The organism is Paenibacillus sp. RUD330 (genome assembly GCF_002243345.2).
GTDB lineage: Bacteria > Bacillota > Bacilli > Paenibacillales > Paenibacillaceae > Paenibacillus_O.
Genome location: NZ_CP022655.2, coordinates 3,114,807 through 3,133,925, shown reverse-complemented (window position 1 = coordinate 3,133,925; position 19,119 = coordinate 3,114,807). Strand labels below are relative to the sequence as shown.

Here is a 19,119-nt window from a genome sequence, read left to right as displayed (position 1 = left end):
GAGCCGGCGGATCTGCTTTCCTACGAGCGGCAGCTCTGGGAATCGGGAGCCGAGCATGTCTGCGGCGTGGACGAAGTCGGGCGGGGCTGCCTGTTCGGCGATGTCGTCGCTGCGGCGGTCATTTTGCCGCGAGGGCTCGTCCTCGACGGAGTCGACGATTCCAAGAAGCTTTCGGAGAAAAAGCGCGAGAGGCTCTACGAAGTCATCCTGGACTCCGCTCTTGCCTGGGCGGTCGCGAGAATCGATTGCGAGACGATCGACCGCATCAACATCCGCCAGGCTTCGCGTCTGGCCATGAAGCAGGCGGTGGAATCGCTCGGCGTACGGCCTTGCCATCTGCTGGTCGATGCCGAGACCGTCGATCTGGACTTTCCGCAAACGTCCATTATTCATGGCGATGCGGTGAGCCAGAGCATCGGGGCGGCATCCATCCTGGCCAAGGTGACCCGTGACCGTCTCTGCAAGGAGATATGGGATCTGCATTATCCGGCTTACGGGATTGCCGTACATAAAGGCTATGCGACCAAGCATCACCGCTCCATGCTGCTCGAGCACGGACCGAGCCCGCTCCATCGGCGTTCGTTCCTCGGCAAGATATTGCCGGGGGAGCAGCTGGCGCTGTTTTAGACCGATTGGACCCTTGCGGAAACGCAAGGGTTTTTTGATTATCTCAGTTGTCAGGATGCGCCTTCCTGTTTGCCGATGACGCCAGACGAGATTTTGTCCGGCGTTCGATTGTAGCCTCAGTCGAGATCGGGAGCTCAAGCCTTCCTTGCGTAATGTTGCCGATGCAGATTGGAAATGTAGAAACGGGCTAGATGACATGGTCGGCTTGGAATAAGAATAGAACTAGCGATCCTGATCGACAACCATTATGTTTTACCGCGTAAATGTCGATAAAGGACTACAGAGAAATTAGGACTTAAGCGAGCGGAGGCCGTAACGACGATGAATATCGGAAGTCTCATCAAACTGATCGGCGACGTGCAGCCAGCTGCCAGCCGCACGCTGGAGCTGCGCCCCGGCCAGACGGTCCGGGCCCAGGTCGTGGAGCTGATGGGGGACAATGAAGCGCTTTTGCAGATCGGCGGCACACAGCTCGTCGCCAAGTTGGAGACGCCTTTGAAGCAAGGGCAGACGGCTGTCCTCCAGGTGCAATCGGAAACGGCTGAAGGCAAGCTGGTTTTGAAACGGCAGGAGCCGGGCAAGACGGCCTCTGAACCGACCGATGAACTCTGGAAGTCGCTCGGATTCAAGTTCGGTGTCGGCGGCAAGGAACAGGCCGGTCAAGCTCTTGTGCGCGAGTTGAAGGCGATGGGTGTCGCGATCGACGGCGCGACTGCCGGCGCTCTGGCTGAAGCGGCCGAATTCATGCCGGAAGGCGAGAATCCTCAGTTATGGCTGAAAGCCGCCGCGGTCGCCATTCAGCGCGGGTTGCCGATGACGGAAGCGACGGTAGCGTCGCTGCGCCAGATCCAATCCGGACCGTCTGCGCACGAGCTTTTGGAGCAATTGTCATCGGCATTAAAGGCGATGGTCGAGCATGCTTCCGGAGAGGACGGGGCGGCTAAGCTCCACGCAACCCGCTTGCTGGAGCTGCTGGAAGGCAGCGGGAGCTGGCCGGATGCCAAGCAACTTGCCAAGCAGCCGGCGGATAGCGGCAGCATGAAATCCAACCCGCCCGCTGATTTGAAAGCCGCTATGTCCCCAGACGTGAAAGCGGCTCCGGAAACAACGGCGGACACCGCAGATATAAGGCCGGCAAAGGTTGCAGCGGGCGACCAGCAAGGTGTGCATGCACTGAGCAGAGAGCTCCTTCAAGCCGCCAGGACGGCGAATGTCGGAGGGAAGCCGCTTCCAGCCGAGGGAGCGGGACTCCACGCAGAGCAAGTCAACGGAGCCGCTGCCGATTCGGCTTTGATGGCGAAAGAAACCCAAGCATCTGAACCGGTCCGGAACTGGGCGCGACAAATGCTGGATTGGATGGGAGCGGGCCATGAAAACCAGCTGCGGAACCAGCTGTCGGCGGAGCGTGCTGCCGGAAGCGCGGTCCGTACGCCGCAGGCCGGAAGCGCGGACATCCTGACAGGACACATGGAGCGCGATCCTGCTCATGCTTCTCATAGCTCCGCTTCCATGACATCGGCAGCTTCAGGAGGAGCGCCGCCGATCCCAGCGGATACGGTGGCGAAGGGAATGGGAGCAGCAGGCGGCGGCAAGGAAGCTGTCTCTGCTACATCAGAGGGAAAGCAGGCGCCGTCTGCATCCGGTCCGTTGGATGAAATGGATAGCGGGGAGAAGGCAGGCGGTCCGAAGGCTGCCTTATCGATGAATGCCGCTTCAGCCGTAGAGCCAGCCGACGCCAAAGCGAATCCGTTGAAAGGCGCTCAAGGAGCCCATGGAAGCGAACGGGCAGCTGCCGATCCGGAAGCTTACCCGGCGAATGGAAAGCCTGCAGACGAAGGACCCGCGAGACCGCTTGCCGTTCCCGTTCGCGGAGAATCAGGCCTTCCGGCTTTGGCGCCCGGCGCCAAGGAGGCGGCGGTTCCGGAAACGGCGACAATCAAGTCCGCGCTGCTCTCGCTGCTGCAGTCGGCGGACTTGCCGCCCGCGGTAAAGGACTCGGCCCAGCAGCTGCTGCAGCATATTACCGGGCAGCAGCTGCTGCTGTCGCCGGAGCGCAGCGGAACGTTTTTCTCGCAGCTTACCTTGCAGATTCCTCTGCAGACAGCTAACGGCGGTCAGACTGCTTCCGTGCATGTGCAGTCGAGACGGAATGGAAAGGGCGGATTGGACGCATCCAACTGCCGTCTCCTTTTCGACCTGAAAATGGATGTGATCGGGGACACGGTCGTCGACGTGGCTGTCGCGGACAAAGTCGTCAGCCTGACCGTATTCAACGGCCATCCTGCCGTTCCGCTGCTGGCCGACGCCGGAAAGACGGCGTTGTCCGAGCTGCTGCATGCTTCGGGCTATCGTCTTCTCGGCATGAAAGTCGTCCATCCGGAAGAGCGGCGGGCTGCGGAGAAGAAGATGAGTGCTTCCGATCCGGCGCTTGCAACTGCAGAGCCGTACAAGGGAGTTGATCTAAGGGTATGAGCGAGGATGAGCGCAAATATGGTAGTGCGGGTACGGACGAGCCTGAGCCGGAGAAGAAAAAGGCTGTCGCGCTCAAATACGATCCGCTGGAAGGCGGAGCTCCGGCCGTCGTGGCGAAGGGAACCGGACATTTGGCCGACGAGATCCTGCAGCGGGCTCGGGAGAGCGGAGTGCCGGTGCAGGAGGACCGCTCTCTCGTAGAGGTTCTGTCCAAGCTGGATCTGGATCAGCAGATTCCCCCGGAGCTGTACGGCCTGGTCGCTGAGATCCTCAGCTTTCTCTATCGGGCTGACCGCGAAGCGGGGGACAGCGCATGAAGAACGGACCCGGAAACGCCGAGCCGGACAAGTCCCGAAAGGCGGGGACCCGCATCGGAGCTGCCAGGAGCCTCTCTGGAAGGATCGGCGAGGATGCAGCCGCTCAATGGATGGAAGCCGGCGGCTTCAGGCTTCTGGAGCGCAATTGGCGCTGCCGCGAGGGGGAGCTGGATATTATCGCCGTTGAAGGCGGCTCCCTCGTCGTGACGGAAGTCCGTTCGCTGCGGCAGGGCAGCCGGTTCGGGACCGCGCTGGAATCGATCGACGCCCGCAAGCAGCATAAGGTGCGCAGGATCGCCCGCCAGTATTTGAGTCAAAAGGGGTGGCAGGAGAAGACGGTCCGCTTTGATGCCGCTGCCGTTACGCTTGATTCTGCCGGCCTAAAGCCGATAGAGGTCGCTTATGTGCGAAATGCCTTTTGACTTGAGCGGGCTTCCATTTAAACGAAAAAGGCCGATCCGGGCATCAGGATCGGCCTTGCCGTTTCAAGGCACATGGGACTTGCCCTGCCGTTTCAAGGCCGTTGAACGGTTTTTCCAGACTTGAGAAGGGTCTAGATCATTCCCGCCATCACGATATCATAATCATCGGCGAGGTCGCTGAGGTCATTCTCGCTGATGCGGCTTCGGCCCGCTTCGATGAAAAGGCTATGTGCGGGATGGTCCTCTCCGACAACGACCTTGCCTTGCATGCCCGGCAGCTGGTCGGCCGTGATGTCGATGAAGAGGCCCTCATGCTCCAGCCAGGCATGGCTGGAGCCGCTGCGGTCGGATGCGGCCACATAATCGCAATCGACCCCGTGTTCGTTCAGCAGGTAGATGCCGAGCAGCAGCGACGCGTCGCTTGATGCGCCTTTGGGGTAGTCGTTGCTTCCGAGCTGCGCGCTTTTGAACTCATGCCTCCGGACAGAATCCAGGGCGGAGCGGAAGCGGCGGCTGCTGGTATGAATCGTTTCCGTATTGATGATACCCATCCCCTCCAATATGATTATACCCGTTCCGATTGAAGCGTGCCAATGGGTTGGGAGTCCTCATCGCTCCAAAGCGTGCCGATGGGTTGGGAGTCCTCATAGCTCCAGCCTGCGGTATTGAATCGCTTCAGCGACATGGGCCGTCTGGATTTGCGTGGAGCCTTCCACGTCCGCGATCGTGCGCGCGAGCTTCAGGATCCGCTCATGGGCGCGCAAGCTGATGCCAAGCCGATCATAGGCTTGCTGAAGCAGGCGGGCGCCTTCGGCTTGAAGGGGGGCGGCTTGCTTCAGCGATTTGCCCGCCAGATCGCCGTTCCACGCTACGCCCGTCTCCTGCTCCCGATCCTTCTGGCGCCTGACGGCGCCAGCAATCAAATTCCTCATGTCCGCAGTGCTCATGCCGGCTTGCATGGCATCGGCATGCTGCGGCCGAGGAACCTCGATGAGCAGGTCGATCCGGTCGAGCAGCGGGCCGGATATCCGCGATCGGTAACGGGCGATCTGCACCGGAGAACAGATGCAGCCGCGCTGCCCCGGAACGTCGGAGCCATGCTGTCCGCACGGGCAAGGATTCATCGAGGCGGCCAGCTGAAAATGAGCCGGGAAGCGGAACACCGCTCTCGCTCTGGCTATCGTCACTTCCCGATCCTCGAGCGGCTGGCGCAGCACTTCGAGCACGGAGCGGGGGAATTCCGGCAGCTCGTCGAGAAAGAGGACGCCCCGATGGGCGAGTGTAGCCTCGCCAGGACGGGGGGTGGAGCCGCCGCCGATAAGGCCGCCCGTGGAGATCGTATGATGCGGAGTGCGGAATGGACGCTCCAAGATGAGGGAGCCTGAGGCGGCGAGCTTGCCGGAGACGCTGAAGATTTTGGTCACCTCAAGCGCCTCTTCCTCGCTCATGGGAGGGAGAATGCCGGGCAGACGGCGGATGAGCATCGTCTTGCCGGTTCCAGGCGGCCCGCTCAGCAGCAGGTTGTGCCTGCCGGCGGCGGCGATCATCAGCGCACGCTTGGCATGGTGCTGACCGAATACGTCGGCGTAGTCCGGAGAGGCTGCTCCTTCGCCGCTGGATGCCGTCTCCAAGGACGCTGGAACGGTGTCTGTAGGATGCCAGGTAAGCCGGTTCCAGCCTTCTCCGCTTCCTCCGCAGCCAGCCAGGGAAGCCAGATCGGCCGCCGCGTAGATGTCCATGCCGCCTACGAGAGCGGCTTCGCAGGCGTTGTCGGGAGGCAGAAGCACGCGCCTGAGGCCGCGTGTCCGCGCTTCCTCGACCATGGGAAGCACGCCGGGCACGGGACGAAGCCCGCCGTTGAGGGCGAGCTCGCCGATGACGAGCATGCCGTCGAAGGCATCGGCTTCCATCTGCCCGCTGGCCGTCAGGATGGCAGCCGCGATAGCGAGATCGAAAGCTGTCCCTTCCTTGCGCAGATCGGCGGGCGCGAGGTTCACCGTCACTCGCTCCAGCGGGAATTTGAAGCCGGAATTCCGCATGGCGGCGCGGACGCGCTCCACCGATTCGCGGACGGATGGGTCGGGAAGGCCGACCAGATTCACTTGAGGCAGACCGCTGGACAGGTCGACCTCCACGGTAATGCTTTTGCCGTCGACGCCGAGCACGCTCGCGCTTATGCATTTGCTGTAGGGCATGACAAAGAAACACCTCCCGAAATAAGACGGCGAAGGTGCTTCCTCACATTCCATCTGTAAACAAACTTGTTAGCTACAGGATAGGCATGCCGGCTGAATTTGTCAACATTTGGATCGATTGTCGCCATGCGCGGCAAAATCAAAAAATAATTTACATGATAAAGATTATTTTGCAGGAAGGCTTGCTTCGATTGTGTTATAATGACAGATGTTTGTTTGATAGTTTCCCAGCTGTTCCACCTGAGTCAGAGGATTGGAGGATGTCGTGAATGAATATTCATGAGTATCAAGGCAAAGAAGTCTTGAAACAATACGGGGTAGCCGTACCTGAAGGCAAAGTCGCCTTCACGGTAGACGAGGCTGTCGAAGCCGCCAAGGAACTTGGCACTTCCGTCGTAGTTGTCAAGGCACAGATCCATGCGGGCGGCCGCGGCAAGGCAGGCGGCGTCAAGGTTGCGAAAAACCTGGACGAGGTCCGCGCATACGCGTCCGAGATTCTCGGCAAGACGCTCGTTACGCACCAGACGGGACCGGAAGGCAAGGAAGTCAAGCGCCTCTTGATCGAGCAAGGCTGCGACATCAAGAAAGAATACTATGTCGGCGTCGTTGTCGACCGCGCTACGGGCCGCGTCGTCATGATGGCATCCGAAGAGGGCGGCACGGAGATTGAAGAAGTCGCCGAGCATTCCCCGGAGAAAATCATCAAGGAAGTCATCGATCCGGCTGTAGGCCTGCTGCCTTTCCAGGCGCAACGCCTCGCTTATGCGATCAATATTCCGAAGGAACTGGTCCGGAAGGCGGTTCAGTTCATGACAGCGCTTTATACCGCTTTCGTGGACAAGGACTGCTCCATCGCCGAGATCAATCCGCTCGTCGTTACGGGTGACGGCAACGTCATGGCTCTCGACGCCAAGCTGAACTTCGATTCCAACGCCCTGTTCCGCCACAAGGACATCCTGGCGCTGCGCGACCTCGAAGAGGAAGACGCAAAAGAAATCGAAGCTTCCAAATACGACCTGAGCTACATCGCTCTGGACGGCAACATCGGCTGCATGGTCAACGGCGCAGGCCTTGCCATGGCGACGATGGACATCATCAAGCACTACGGCGGCGACCCTGCGAACTTCCTGGACGTAGGGGGCGGCGCGACGAAGGAGAAAGTAACGGAAGCGTTCAAAATCCTGCTTTCCGACGCCAACGTCAAAGGCATCTTCGTCAATATCTTCGGCGGCATCATGCGTTGCGACGTCATCGCCGAAGGCGTTGTCGCGGCTGCGCGCGAGCTTGGTCTGGAGCGTCCGCTTGTCGTCCGCCTGGAAGGCACGAACGTCGAGCTCGGCAAGAAGATTCTGAACGAATCGGGCCTGAATCTGGTCGCGGCGGACAGCATGTCCGACGGCGCCCAAAAAATCGTTGCGCTCGTAAAATAATGCCCTTGGGGCTGCAGATACGAATTCTGTTAGGGGATGTGAATTTGCGATGAGCATTTTGATCAACAAAGACACCAAAGTGATCACCCAGGGCATTACCGGCCAAACCGGTCTGTTCCACACGAAGGGCGCTCTTGAATACGGCACCCAGATGGTTGGCGGCGTAACTCCTGGCAAAGGCGGCACGTCCGTCGACATCACGCTTGAAAACGGCGAGACAAAATCGCTGCCGGTCTACAATTCCGTTCGCGAAGCGGTTGCCGACACGGGAGCGACGGTATCCGTCATCTACGTGCCGCCGGCATTCGCGGCCGACTCCATCCTGGAAGCGGTAGAGGCGGAGCTCGATCTCGTCATCTGCATTACGGAAGGCATTCCGGTTCTGGACATGGTGCGCGTGAAGCGTTACATGGAAGGCAAGAAAACCCGCCTGATCGGACCCAACTGCCCGGGCGTCATCACGCCGGACGAGATCAAAATCGGCATCATGCCGGGATATATCCACAGAAAAGGCCATGTAGGCGTCGTTTCCCGCTCGGGAACGCTGACGTACGAGGCGGTTCATCAGCTGACGACCCGCGGCATCGGCCAATCGACGGCTGTCGGCATCGGCGGCGACCCGGTCAAAGGATCCGAGTTCATCGACATCCTGAACCTGTTCAATGAAGATCCGGACACCTATGCGGTCATCATGATCGGCGAGATCGGCGGCACGGCTGAGGAAGAAGCGGCCGAGTGGGTCAAAGCCAACATGAAGAAGCCGGTAGTCGGCTTCATCGGCGGCGCGACGGCTCCTCCGGGCAAACGCATGGGCCATGCAGGTGCCATCATCTCCGGCGGCAAAGGAACGGCGGCGGAAAAAATCGCGACGCTGGAAGCTTGCGGCATCAAGGTTGCTCCGACTCCGTCCGACATGGGTTCGACTCTCGTCGGCGTTCTGGAAGAGCAAGGCCTTCTGGAGAAATGCAAAACCCACTGAATCACATCAAATTCGTTCACTGAAGGCAGGCAGCCTTCTTCGACCCGTCATGGGTTGGGGAAGGCTGCCTTTTGTTTTGCGGCCCGCCTGCGCTTGCAATCTCCATTCTTGTGCCCCACAATAGGAAGGAGCGCGGAGCCGGCCGATCCTTAATGCGAGAGGACGAATCCGCCAGATGGTGACTTGGCTCCCTAATCATGACAACGAACCGCTTACACGAACATTCATCGTGACGCTGAGCGAGACTCCGGGCGTCGGCTGGGCATCGGTCAACAAGGTTCTGATGTCCGGCATGAGCCCGAAGGAAACGATGACAGCCGACAAGCTGATCCGGCTTGGCATCAGGGCGCAGCCGGCCGAGGAATTCTGCCGGCGCTGGAACGGACAGATCGAGCCGGCATGGGAAGCCGCCCTGGCCGGTCAAGGAGGCTGGAGGCTGACGCCGCTCGATTCGGATTATCCGGAGCTGCTGCGGCAGATTCCGCAGCCGCCATGGGTATTGTACGGAATCGGAGACCGGGGCCTGATGGGCACTCCTTGCCTATCGGTCGTAGGCACCCGCAACCCGAGCGCCTACGGCAGGCAGGCCGCTACAGCGCTTGCCGGAGGAATCGCCCGGCAGGGCTTTACCGTCGTCAGCGGCATGGCCAAGGGCATTGACGGCATTGTCCATCAGGCTGCCCTTGATGCTGGCTGCGGCACGATCGCCGTCCTGGGGACGCCGGTCGATACGGCATATCCGCCGGAGAACCGGCCACTGTACAAGAGGATCGCCCGCGACGGCCTGCTGCTCTCGGAATATCCGATTGGAACGCCGGTTCATCCCGGCATGTTCCCGCAGCGCAACCGCATCATCGCGGGGCTGAGTCTCGGAACCGTCGTTGTGGAGGCCGCTTCGAGGAGCGGCTCCCTGATCACGGCGGAGCAGGCGCTCGAGATGAACCGGGATGTGTTCGCGGTGCCGGGCCCGCTCGGCTCGACCCGCAGCGAGGGCTGCAACGAGCTCATCCGCTGCGGTTATGCTCGTCTTCTCAGCGACGCGCGCCAGATCGGCGAGGAATATCCGGACAGCCGCAGACGCAAGCCCGAACCCGAGCGAGAAGGCGACGCGTTGACGGCTGAAGAGAAGGCGGTGCTCCGCCTCCTGCAGGATGGGCCGCGATCTGCGGATGGATTGCTGGAGGCTTTGAACATGCCTTTTGGACTTTTGCAGGCAGTTCTGATAAATTTATCTTTAAAACATAAGATTGAACAGCAAAGCGGTTCCATATATATGGCATTGTAATTACAGCTGTGGAAGGAGGACGCCAGAATGGCCGACTCACTTGTCATTGTCGAATCACCGGCAAAAGCAAAGACGATTGGCAAATATTTGGGAAGCAAATTCATTGTGAAAGCCTCCATGGGCCACATCCGAGATTTGCCGAAAAGCCAGATCGGCGTCGAAGTCGAGAACGATTTCAACCCCAAATATATTACGATTCGCGGCAAAGGCTCCGTCCTCAAGGAACTTAAGGACGCGAGCAAAAAAGTCAAAAAAGTTTATCTGGCGGCTGACCCGGATCGCGAAGGGGAAGCGATAGCCTGGCATCTGGCGCATTATCTGGACATCAGCGAGACGGACACCTGCCGCGTCGTCTTCAACGAGATTACGAAGCAGGCCGTCAAGGACGCCTTCAAGACTCCGCGCAAGATCGATATGGATCTCGTCAACGCCCAGCAGGCGCGCCGTATTCTCGACCGCCTCGTCGGCTACAAGATCAGCCCTCTATTATGGAAGAAAGTCAAAAAAGGCCTCTCGGCCGGCCGCGTCCAATCGGTAGCGGTGAAGCTGATCATCGACCGCGAGCATGAGATCGATGCCTTCATTCCGGAAGAGTACTGGTCGATTACAGCGGGCCTCGCCAAGGGCAAGTCCGAATTCGAAGCGAAGTTCCACAGCCTTGCCGGCGAAAAGGGAGAGCTGCGGAGCGAAGCCGAGATGCAGCGCGTTCTGGATGCCATCGGCAGCAAGTCCTTCACGGTAGCCGAAGTGAAAGAGAAGGAGCGCCAGCGCAATCCGGCTCCTCCGTTCATTACCAGCTCGCTCCAGCAGGAAGCCGCGCGCAAGCTGAACTTCCGCGCCTCCAAGACGATGAGCGTCGCCCAGCAGCTGTACGAGGGCGTCGACCTCGGCAAGGAAGGCACGGCGGGTCTTATTACGTATATGAGGACCGATTCGACCCGGATCTCCCCGATAGCGCAAGAGGAAACCAAGGAATATATCACATCGAAATACGGCGCCGACTATTATCCCGAGCAGCCTAGGGTGTATCTGAAGAAGAACAGCAACGCCCAGGATGCGCATGAAGCGATCCGCCCGACTTCGATGGCCTGGGAGCCGGATGCGGTCAAAGAGTTTTTGAGCCGGGATCAGTATCGCCTGTACAAGCTTGTCTGGGAGCGCTTCGTAGCGAGCCAGATGAGCTCGGCCGTGCTGGATACGATGACGGTGGATCTCGCCGCAGGAGAAGTCGTGTTCCGGGCGGCGGGCTCCAAGGTGAAGTTCCCCGGATTCATGAAGGTGTATGTCGAAGGCAATGACGACGGGACGACGGAAGAGGATAAATTCCTCCCTGCACTGTCGGTCGGAGACGCGGTGAAGACGGATTCCATGGTTCCCAAGCAGCATTTCACGCAGCCGCCTCCCCGCTACACGGAAGCGCGTCTCGTAAAAACGCTGGAAGAGCTCGGCATCGGCCGCCCGTCCACCTACGCTCCGACGCTGGAGACGATCCAGAAGCGCGGCTACGTCGCGATCGAAGAGAAGAAATTCATGCCGACCGAGCTTGGCGATCTCGTCATCCAGCTCATGGAAGAGTTCTTCCCCGAAATTCTGGATGCGGAGTTCACCGCCCATATGGAAGGCGACCTTGACCATGTCGAGGAAGGCAAGGAGGACTGGGTCAAGGTGCTCGCCCAGTTCTACGATTCCTTCGAGAAGCGTCTGGAAGTAGCCGAGGAAGAGATGAAGGAAGTCGAGCTCCAGGACGAGGTTTCGGATGAGACCTGCGAGAAATGCGGCATGCCGATGGTCTACAAAATGGGCCGCTTCGGCAAGTTCCTGGCCTGCTCGGGCTTCCCGGACTGCCGGAATACAAAACCGATCGTCAAAAGCATCGGAGTCGTATGCCCGAAATGCGAGAAAGGCCACATCATTGAGCGCCGCAGCAAAAAAGGAAGAATCTTTTTCGGCTGCGATCAATATCCTGAATGTGACTATGTCTCCTGGGACCGGCCGTCCGGCAAGCCATGTCCTCAGTGCGACAGCATGCTCGTCGTGAAGCGGAACAAGACCGGAGCCCGTCTCCAATGCCCTTCCTGCGACTATACGGAAGAGCTTCCCGAAGACCAGGATCCCGATCAGCTGTAACCTATATCCACGTGGAAGCGGAAAGCCGTCTCGACATGCTTTCCGCTTCCCTGCGGTTATGAAGTCCTTTGAAGCAAAGAAAGCGAGGAATTGCAAGTGTCCACACCACAGCACGTTACCGTCATTGGAGCCGGCCTGGCCGGCAGCGAAGCCGCCTGGCAGATCGCTTCCCAGGGAGTGCCGGTCCATCTGTACGAAATGCGTCCGGTTACCCGTACGCCTGCGCATCATACTGACAAATTCGCCGAGCTTGTATGCAGCAACAGCTTGCGCGCCAACGGCCTCACCAATGCGGTCGGCGTCTTGAAGGAAGAAATGAGGAGGCTCGGATCCCTCGTTCTCGAATCGGCCGACCGCAATGCGGTGCCTGCCGGCGGCGCGCTCGCCGTTGACCGCGACGGATTTTCGGGAGATATTACGCAAACGCTGCGCAATCATCCGCTGATTACGGTAAGCAACGAAGAGATCACCTCGATTCCGGAGGACGGAATTACGGTCATCGCTACCGGCCCTCTGACGGCGCCGGCGCTCTCCGGAGCGATCAAGGACCTGATGGGCGAGGAGTATTTCTACTTCTACGACGCCGCCGCTCCGATCGTGGAGAAGGACTCCATCGACATGGAGAAGGTGTATCTGGCTTCCCGTTATGACAAGGGCGAAGCGGCCTATCTGAATTGTCCGATGACGGAAGAGGAGTTCGAGATCTTCCACGAAGCTTTGATTACCGCCGAGACGGCCGCCTTGAAGGAATTCGAGAAGGAAGTCTATTTCGAAGGCTGCATGCCGATCGAAGTCATGGCCCAGCGCGGCAAGCAGACGGTTCTGTTCGGCCCGATGAAGCCGGTCGGGCTCATCGATCCCCGTACAGGCAAGCTGCCGCATGCGGTCATCCAGCTGCGCCAGGACAACGCCGCCGGCACGCTCTACAATCTGGTCGGCTTCCAGACCCATCTGAAATGGGGCGAGCAGAAACGAGTGTTCTCCCTCATCCCAGGTCTTGAAAATGCGGAATTCGTCCGTTACGGAGTCATGCACCGCAATACGTTCATCAACTCGCCGAAGCTGCTGGAGTCGACGTACCAGTTCAAGGGCCGCGAGAATCTCTTCTTCGCCGGCCAGATGACCGGTGTCGAGGGCTACGTGGAATCGGCGGCCTCCGGCCTGCTGGCGGGCCTCAACGCCGGAAGGCTGGCCAAGGGGCTGGAGCCGCTCGTCTTGCCTGCGGAGACGGCTCTCGGCAGCATGGCGGGATATATCACGACGGCCGACTTCCGCCACTTCCAGCCGATGAACGCCAACTTCGGCCTGTTCCCTCCGCTGGAGAAGCGGATCCGCAACAAGAAGGAAAAGAACGAGATGATCGCCGCAAGAGCGATCGAGGCTGTTGAAACCTTCAAGCGCGATGTTCTAGAAGCGGTTCCGTCCGTTTAGGAGCCAGAGACGAAGGGAGACATGTTCATGGAAATGCAGTTCCACGCGACGACGATTTGCGCCGTCCGCCATAATGGAAAAGGCGCCATAGCGGGTGACGGTCAAGTGACCTTCGGCAACAGCATGATCATGAAAGGCTCCGCCAAAAAAGTCCGGCGCCTGTACCGCGGCCAAGTAGCCGCGGGCTTCGCCGGCTCGGTCGCGGATGCGATCACCTTGTTCGAAAAGTTCGAAAGCAAGCTCGAGGAGCATCACGGGAACTTGCAGCGCGCTGCCGTAGAGCTCGCCAAGGAATGGAGATCGGACCGGGTGCTTCGCCGGCTCGAGGCGATGCTGCTCGTCATGGACACCACCGGGCTGCTCCTCATTTCGGGCAACGGGGAGGTCATTGAGCCGGATGACGGCATTTTGGCGATTGGCTCCGGGGGCAGCTTCGCCCTTGCTGCGGCAAGGGCATTGAAGCGGCATGCGCCTAATCTCAGCGCGAGGGAAATGGCCCAGGCAGCGCTTGAGACGGCGGCGGAAATTTGCGTATTCACCAATCACAGCATCATCGTGGAAGAAGTCTGAAGATTCCTGCCCTTAACGCAATAGCGATTATTAGTATGCAGAGGGAGTGAGCCTGTGAAGGAAGATTTGACGCCAAGGCAAATCGTTGCTGAGCTGGACAAATATATCGTAGGCCAGAAGCAGGCCAAGCGCTCGGTCGCAGTCGCCTTGCGCAACCGTTACCGCCGCAGCAAGCTCGACGAAGCCTTGAGGGACGAGATCGTTCCGAAAAACATGCTGATGATCGGTCCGACCGGCGTCGGCAAAACGGAAATTGCAAGGCGTCTGGCCAAGCTTGTGGGAGCGCCGTTCGTCAAGATCGAGGCGACGAAATTCACCGAGGTCGGCTATGTCGGCCGGGACGTGGAATCGATGATCCGCGATCTCGTCGAAGTGTCGATCCGCATGGTCAAGGCCGAACGGACCGAAAGGGTGAAGGACAGGGCGGAAGAGCAGGCCAACGAACGGCTCGTCGAGCTTCTGGTACCGTCTCCCGTCAAGTCCAAGGGCGGCAAAAATCCTCTCGAGATGCTCTTCGGCAATCAAGGGTCCAAGGACGATGAGGAAGAGAAGGTGAACGATCCCGACCTTATCGGTAAAAGGCAGGTTGTCCGCGCAAAGCTCAAAGCCGGAGAGCTGGAGAACGACCTGCTGGAGCTTGATGTGGAAGATGCTTCGCCGACGATGATGGATATGATGTCGGGGCAAGGCAATGAAATGATGGGCATGAACATGCAGGAGATGCTGGGACAGTTCATGCCGAAGAGGACCAAGCGCCGCAAGCTTACGGTCAAGGAAGCCCGCAAGGTATTGACGCAGGAAGAAGCGGCCAAGCTGATTGATATGGACGAGGTCATCGGCGAATCGGTGAGAAGGGCGGAACAGTCCGGAATCGTCTTCCTGGACGAGATCGACAAGATCGCGAGTCCTTCCAAGGGTTCGGGTCCTGACGTGTCTCGTGAAGGCGTTCAGCGCGACATCCTGCCGATCGTCGAAGGCTCCACCGTCATGACCAAATATGGAGCGGTCAAGACCGATTACATCCTGTTCATCGCCGCCGGGGCGTTCCATGTTTCCAAACCGTCCGATCTCATTCCTGAGCTTCAGGGAAGATTTCCGATTCGGGTGGAATTGACGTCGCTGACGCTGGAGGACTTCGTGCAGATTCTCAAGGAGCCCAAAAACGCTCTGACCAAGCAATACACCGCTCTGTTGGCCACGGAAGGGATCGCAATCGATTTTTCGGATGAGGCGATTGCGGAGCTTGCGTCCATCGCGGCCGACGTCAACCGCAATACAGAAAACATAGGCGCGCGCAGGCTCCATACGATACTGGAGAAGCTGCTCGAGGACTTGTCGTTCGAGGCGCCGGACCTAACGCTGGAAAGTCTGCTCATCACGCCGGAGTATGTGAAGGAAAAGCTATCCTCCATTGCGCAGGACCGGGATTTGAGCCAATATATATTGTAGGGTAGTTCGGGGGGCAAGCAGAAAGATGACATTATTGACCAAAACAAGATCGCTGAACCGGCTGCTGCAAAAAGCGGCCGGCAAGGCACTCAGCTTCAGGGAGATGGCGGAAGTTCTCAGCTCCGTCATTCAAGCCAACATTTTCGTCGTCAGCCGCAGAGGCAAAATTTTGGGCTGCGCCGCAGTCGACCGTTTCGACCATGACCAGTTCCGGAGTCTGGCTGCCGAAGCCGAGCTGCGTTTTCCTCAGGAGACGAACAGCCGCTTCCTGCAGATGAGGGAGCCGGAGACCAACGTCGTTCCCGATCCCGGCATCGGAGATGTATTCCGCTTCATGAACGCCCAGGAGATGATGTGCGTCGTTCCGATCACCGGCGGCGGGGACCGGCTCGGCACTGTCGTCCTGACGCGTCTGAACGGAGTATTCGACGATGAGGATCTCATCCTCGCCGAATACGGGTCCACGATCGTAGGCATGGAAATCCTGCGGGAGAGGGCGGAGGAAATCGCGCTTGAGGCGCGCAGCAGAGCTGTCGTCGCCGTTGCGATCGGCTCGCTTTCCTTCAGCGAGCTGGAAGCTGTCGAGCATATTTTCGAGGAGCTGGAAGGCAAGGAAGGACTGCTCGTTGCGTCGAAGATCGCCGACCGGGTCGGTATAACTAGATCCGTCATAGTGAACGCGCTCCGCAAACTCGAGAGCGCTGGAGTTATCGAAACGCGATCTTTGGGAATGAAAGGCACCTACATCCGCATCCTGAATCATCAACTTTTGGAAGAATTAGGCAAGATGAAGAAATAAAAGAGGTCCTTTATACCCAGGAAAGCCCTATCTTTATATAAAGATAGGGCTTTTTTCTCATTGTAATAAATATGAAATTTTAGGAAGATTATCGTACTCGGCAAATCTCGACATCGATCTCTCATTTTTTTAATTATTTTATGTCGAAGATGCAGGAATGCCTGAAGATTTGTTGAATAAGTGATAAACCATTAAGGAAGAAAGTGGTGAAACAGCATTGAATGTCTTGAACGGCGCGGATTTCAGCAGACTTGCAGGGGCAATGAGAGCCGCTGAAGCAAGGCAGCAGGTAATCTCGGATAATATTTCCAATGCTGACACGCCGCACTTCAAACGTTCGGAACTGGTATTCGAGGAGCTGCTGAATGACCAGCTGAACGGCCAGAAAAACCACGATTTAGCAGGGATAAAGACCCAAAAAATGCATATGGATATAGGTCTAAATGACCAAACTCCAACCATGCAGCTAGTCACGGATGAAAAATCTGTCATGAATAACAACGGAAACAACGTGGACCCTGATCGCGAGATGGCTTTGCTTGCGAAAAACCAGCTCCGCTACAATTCCTACATTCAACAGATCAATCATGAGATCAAGATGATGCGGACTGCCATCGACGGGAGAGGGTAAGAAATGAAGCTGACCAACGGATTCGACATCAGTGCCTCCGCATTGACCGCCCAGCGGCTCCGAATGGATGTGATCTCATCCAACATCGCGAATGCCGAGACGACTCGAGCCTCCTATGTAAATGGCGAGTTCCAGCCCTATAAGCGCAAAATGGTCGTATTGGAGCCCATGAAGGAAGGCAGCTTCGCATCGATGCTGCAGAACGAGATGGGGGAGGCGTCCAAAGGGGTTAAAGTCAGCCGGATCCAGGAGGATCGCACACCGGACAAGCTGGTCTACAATCCTTCTCATCCCGATGCGGACAAGAACGGCTATGTGAAGATGCCGAACGTGGACGTGACGAAGGAAATGGTGGATATGATCTCGGCGTCCCGTTCCTACGAGGCGAACGTGACCGCATTGAACGCAACGAAGACGATGTTCGTCAAAGCGCTTGAAATCGGAAAATAAAAGCCGAAAGGATAGTCCACAATGATCCAGCCTATAACGCTTGCACAGGTCTCTCCTCTGAACACGCCGGCTATCACGGCCAAGACGCAAGCCGCATCGCCGAGCGAAGTGACCGAAAGCTTCGGGACGATGCTCAAAAACGCCCTGGACAGTGTCAGCGCGCAAGAAAAAGCCGTGCATCAAGTCAACAACCAATACTTGGTTGGCCAAGCGGATATCTCACAAGTCATGATTGTCTCGCAGCAGGCTGAGCTCAGCCTTCAGCTGGTGACGCAGGTCCGGAACAAGGCGGTAGAGGCCTATCAGGACATCATGCGCATGCAAATTTAAAGCTGACTGCATTGCAATAGCATTCTGCGGGGTGAAGATGTGAACGAAAAGATGGCCCGCCTGCGCGATTCCGCCAAAAATTACTGGGGAGCGATGGGCAAGAAGCAAAAGATTTGGCTGGGAGCGACGATCGGGGTATTGCTGCTGACGATCATCCTGCTGACTTCGATCCTGACCAAAACACAATACGAAACAGTGTTCAAGGATCTCGATACAACCGATGCCCAGGCAATCATGAACTATCTGGACAGCAGCAGCATTTCTTACCGGCTTGGAGACGGCGGCAATTCGATCGCCGTGCCTAGCAGCGAAGCAGACCGCGTGCGGGTCGCTGCCGGATCGCAAGGTCTGGTCCAGAATGGATCGATCGGATTCGCGGCGTTCAATACGGGTTCTTCTCAGTTCGGCATGACCGACAACGAATTCAACGTCAAATACCGCAGCGCCTTGAACGGAGAGATCCAGCAGCTGCTCAACGGCATGCAGGGAGTCGCTTCCAGCAAAGTCGTCGTCAATCTTCCCAAGGAAAGCGTGTTTGCCCAAACGGAAGAAGCGAGCGGCGCGTCGGCTTCTATCGTCATGAAGTTCAAGCCGGGATTCCGGCCCAGCCAGGATGAGATCGACGGATATTTCAATCTCGTCAAGACATCGGTGCCGAATCTTAAAATCGCGGACATCACGATCACGAGCCCGCAAGGCGAGCTGACAGCCTCCTCCAAAATCGGCGGCACGCTGAACAACTCGGGCAGCGCGAACTCTCAATTCCAGATCCAAAAGAAATACGAGAGCGACCTGAAGCGGAATATCGAGCAGTTCCTCGGAACGATGGTAGGCAGCGAGAACCTTGCCGTCAGCGTGCTTAGCAGCCTGAACTTCGATCAGGTCAGCCGGGAGGAAAGCCTCGTCAAGCCGCTGGACAACAACAACAACAACGGTCTCGTGATTAGCCAGCAGCAATCGAGTGAAAGCTCGGAAGGAACGGAAGGGAACGCCGGCGGCGTCGCAGGCACCGGAGAAACCGATGTTCCCGGATATTCCTCGACATCGGGCGGAGGCAGCAGCACGTCAGAGAAAACCTCCAGCACGACCAACTATGAGCCTAACCGCTACAAGAACACGATCATTGGCGGCCCTTACGCCGTCAAAGACCTCAGCATCAGCGTCGGCATTCCTACCTCATTATTAAACCAGGAAACAAAGGATCAAATCACCCAATATCTAACTTCTTTCGTCCGTTCCCAGCTCGTGGAATCCGGACAGGATGTTAGTAATGACGCGATCATCGCCAAAAAGGTTTCTGTCATCGGGCAAAATTTTGCCGCAGCAGGAGCTTCCGCTTCCGGCAAAGGCCTTACGGCCGGATGGATTGCCGCGATCGCTGTCGCCGCTGCCGCGCTTATCGGCGGAATCGTGCTCGCCGTTCGCCGACGCCGCGCCAAGGAAGAGGAAATCATCGAAGAAATGGCGCCGAGAGTCGAATATCCTTCGATCAACCTGGAGAGCGTCACGAACGAGAATCAAGTGCGCAAGAATTTGGAAACACTCGCCAAGCGGAAGCCGGATGATTTCGTCAACCTTCTTCGCACCTGGCTAGTAGAGGAATAG

General features: G+C 58.0%; 18 protein-coding genes. 16 read left to right on the top strand and 2 right to left on the bottom strand.

Annotated features, from left to right (window positions below):
• Window positions 1-12: 12 nt before the first annotated feature.
• The 4 genes from CIC07_RS14185 to CIC07_RS14170 all read left to right on the top strand — a co-directional run bounded on the left by CIC07_RS14185 (window position 13) and on the right by CIC07_RS14170 (window position 3,838).
• On the top strand, window positions 13-627 hold the full coding sequence (locus tag CIC07_RS14185) for a ribonuclease HII (RefSeq protein WP_076356936.1): 615 nt from the start codon (window positions 13-15) through the stop codon (window positions 625-627).
• 321 nt (window positions 628-948) lie between these two features.
• Window positions 949-3,099: a TP0910 N-terminal domain-containing protein gene (locus tag CIC07_RS14180; RefSeq protein WP_076355283.1), complete on the top strand. Its 2,151-nt coding sequence runs from the start codon at window positions 949-951 to the stop codon at window positions 3,097-3,099.
• The gene (locus tag CIC07_RS14175; protein WP_076355285.1) at window positions 3,096-3,416 is read left to right on the top strand and encodes an EscU/YscU/HrcU family type III secretion system export apparatus switch protein; all 321 of its coding nucleotides are present in this window, start codon (window positions 3,096-3,098) and stop codon (window positions 3,414-3,416) included. Before CIC07_RS14180 ends, CIC07_RS14175 begins: the two co-directional genes overlap by 4 nt.
• Window positions 3,413-3,838, top strand: coding sequence for a YraN family protein (locus tag CIC07_RS14170; RefSeq protein WP_083687938.1), 426 nt, complete (start codon window positions 3,413-3,415; stop codon window positions 3,836-3,838). Before CIC07_RS14175 ends, CIC07_RS14170 begins: the two co-directional genes overlap by 4 nt.
• A gap of 131 nt (window positions 3,839-3,969) precedes the next feature.
• Here the strand turns inward: CIC07_RS14170 and CIC07_RS14165 are convergent, their stop codons facing one another.
• Both CIC07_RS14165 and CIC07_RS14160 read right to left on the bottom strand, forming a co-directional pair.
• Entirely contained in the window at window positions 3,970-4,389 is a 420-nt protein-coding gene (locus tag CIC07_RS14165) for a hypothetical protein (RefSeq protein ID WP_076355287.1), read from the bottom strand.
• 93 nt (window positions 4,390-4,482) lie between these two features.
• Window positions 4,483-6,033 carry a YifB family Mg chelatase-like AAA ATPase gene (locus tag CIC07_RS14160; protein WP_076355289.1) on the bottom strand — a complete coding sequence of 517 codons (1,551 nt, stop codon included), beginning with the start codon at window positions 6,031-6,033 and terminating at the stop codon, window positions 4,483-4,485.
• 269 nt (window positions 6,034-6,302) lie between these two features.
• Between CIC07_RS14160 and sucC the strand changes: the two genes are divergently transcribed.
• The 12 genes from sucC (at window position 6,303) to fliF (ending at window position 19,119) form a co-directional block, all read left to right on the top strand.
• Complete coding sequence (gene sucC / locus CIC07_RS14155) at window positions 6,303-7,463, top strand: ADP-forming succinate--CoA ligase subunit beta (RefSeq protein ID WP_021879141.1); 1,161 nt, start codon at window positions 6,303-6,305, stop codon at window positions 7,461-7,463.
• A 49-nt stretch (window positions 7,464-7,512) separates the two neighbouring features.
• A complete protein-coding gene (gene sucD, locus CIC07_RS14150) occupies window positions 7,513-8,442 on the top strand; it encodes a succinate--CoA ligase subunit alpha (protein WP_076355291.1) in 930 nt (309 codons plus the stop codon).
• Between the two features lie 175 nt (window positions 8,443-8,617).
• Window positions 8,618-9,727, top strand: a complete 1,110-nt coding sequence (gene dprA, locus CIC07_RS14145) for a DNA-processing protein DprA (RefSeq protein ID WP_076355293.1) — start codon at window positions 8,618-8,620, stop codon at window positions 9,725-9,727.
• A 27-nt stretch (window positions 9,728-9,754) separates the two neighbouring features.
• A complete protein-coding gene (gene topA / locus CIC07_RS14140) occupies window positions 9,755-11,854 on the top strand; it encodes a type I DNA topoisomerase (RefSeq protein ID WP_076355294.1) in 2,100 nt (699 codons plus the stop codon).
• A 96-nt stretch (window positions 11,855-11,950) separates the two neighbouring features.
• Window positions 11,951-13,285: an FADH(2)-oxidizing methylenetetrahydrofolate--tRNA-(uracil(54)-C(5))-methyltransferase TrmFO gene (gene trmFO / locus CIC07_RS14135; protein ID WP_076356940.1), complete on the top strand. Its 1,335-nt coding sequence runs from the start codon at window positions 11,951-11,953 to the stop codon at window positions 13,283-13,285.
• Window positions 13,286-13,312: 27 nt separating this feature from the next.
• A complete protein-coding gene (gene hslV, locus CIC07_RS14130) occupies window positions 13,313-13,855 on the top strand; it encodes an ATP-dependent protease subunit HslV (RefSeq protein WP_048746485.1) in 543 nt (180 codons plus the stop codon).
• Between the two features lie 54 nt (window positions 13,856-13,909).
• Window positions 13,910-15,304 carry an ATP-dependent protease ATPase subunit HslU gene (gene hslU, locus CIC07_RS14125; protein ID WP_076355295.1) on the top strand — a complete coding sequence of 465 codons (1,395 nt, stop codon included), beginning with the start codon at window positions 13,910-13,912 and terminating at the stop codon, window positions 15,302-15,304.
• A 25-nt stretch (window positions 15,305-15,329) separates the two neighbouring features.
• Window positions 15,330-16,103 (top strand): GTP-sensing pleiotropic transcriptional regulator CodY, encoded by a 774-nt coding sequence (gene codY / locus CIC07_RS14120; protein WP_076355296.1) that lies wholly within the window; start codon window positions 15,330-15,332, stop codon window positions 16,101-16,103.
• Between the two features lie 262 nt (window positions 16,104-16,365).
• The gene (gene flgB, locus CIC07_RS14115) at window positions 16,366-16,734 is read left to right on the top strand and encodes a flagellar basal body rod protein FlgB (protein WP_094248393.1); all 369 of its coding nucleotides are present in this window, start codon (window positions 16,366-16,368) and stop codon (window positions 16,732-16,734) included.
• Between the two features lie 3 nt (window positions 16,735-16,737).
• Window positions 16,738-17,184: a flagellar basal body rod protein FlgC gene (gene flgC, locus CIC07_RS14110; RefSeq protein WP_021881388.1), complete on the top strand. Its 447-nt coding sequence runs from the start codon at window positions 16,738-16,740 to the stop codon at window positions 17,182-17,184.
• Window positions 17,185-17,205: 21 nt separating this feature from the next.
• Window positions 17,206-17,514 (top strand): flagellar hook-basal body complex protein FliE, encoded by a 309-nt coding sequence (gene fliE / locus CIC07_RS14105; protein WP_076355300.1) that lies wholly within the window; start codon window positions 17,206-17,208, stop codon window positions 17,512-17,514.
• 39 nt (window positions 17,515-17,553) lie between these two features.
• A complete protein-coding gene (gene fliF / locus CIC07_RS14100; RefSeq protein ID WP_076355302.1) occupies window positions 17,554-19,119 on the top strand; it encodes a flagellar basal-body MS-ring/collar protein FliF in 1,566 nt (521 codons plus the stop codon).